At 52.8% G+C, this 1,120-nt stretch carries 1 protein-coding gene; it reads left to right on the forward strand.

The features are described from left to right. Positions 1 to 1,119, forward strand: a 1,119-nt coding sequence (locus tag H9Y05_RS16175; protein WP_216714901.1) for a DEAD/DEAH box helicase, incomplete at its 5' end; no start/stop codon positions are given. Between the last annotated feature and the right edge of the window lies 1 nt (position 1,120).

Below are 1,120 nucleotides of genomic sequence, written 5' to 3' on the forward strand. Positions count from 1 at the left end.
GTGGTTTGCACAAATTACGAAGTTATAGAATGGCTTATTGACTACTACGGCAAAGACGACTGGCCTTTTACCGTTATCGTTGCCGATGAGAGCACGAAACTGAAATCGTTCCGTAGCCGTTCTGGCGGGAGCAAGAGGGCGAGGGCGCTCAGTAAGGTGGCGTTCGGTAAAGTTAAGCGTTTCATTAACCTGACCGGTACACCATCACCTAACGGCCTCAAAGACTTGTGGGGTCAGAACTGGTTCATCGACGCGGGTGAACGCCTTGGGTCTTCATACACGGCCTTTACCGATAGATGGTTTAACTCGGTACAGAAAGGCAAATCTGCGATGGCGCGGGAGTACCATGCTCGCCCAGGCGCCGATAACGAGATTCACCAGAAGATGAAGGATATCAGCCTGACCATTGATGCTGCTGAGTGGTTCGGTTGTGAGGCGCCTGTTATCGTACCGGTTGAAATTGACCTGCCGAAGAAAGCGCGTCAAGCCTACATCGATATGGAGGAGAAGTTATTCGCGGAACTGGAGAGCGGAGAAGTTGAAGCGGCTAACGCCGCCGCTAAAACGGCTAAGTGCTTGCAGATTGCTTCCGGTGCCGTGTATGTGTCGGGGCCGGATGGTGAAGCAACGAAAGACTGGGAGAAAGTGCACGACGCGAAACTCGATGCGTTAGAGTCCATTGTCGAGGAGTTGCAGGGTGCGCCGCTGCTGGTGGCCTATCAGTTCAAGCACGAACTTGAGCGCATTCTTAGGCGATTCCCCCAGGCGCAGGCGTTTGCGAAAGGTGCTAAGGGTAATAAGCAGATGGAATCTTGGAACCGCGGGGAAATCGAGATTTTGTGCGTGCACCCTGCATCGGCGGGCCATGGTTTGAATTTACAGGACGGCGGGCATCATCTGGCGTTTATTTCGCAAGGCTGGAACCTGGAGCACTATTTGCAGGTTGTCGAGCGTATAGGTCCTGTACGCCAGAAACAGGCGGGCCACGAGCGTCCAGTGTTCCTGTATCACATAGTCGCTAAAGACACGCTGGATGAGGTCGTTGCCGCGCGTACGGACGAGAAAAAATCTGTCCAGGAAGAGTTGCTTAATTATATGAAGAGACGAGGTAAGAAATGAA

Source organism: Taishania pollutisoli, from assembly GCF_014518315.1.
GTDB lineage: Bacteria > Bacteroidota > Bacteroidia > Flavobacteriales_D > Crocinitomicaceae > Taishania > Taishania pollutisoli.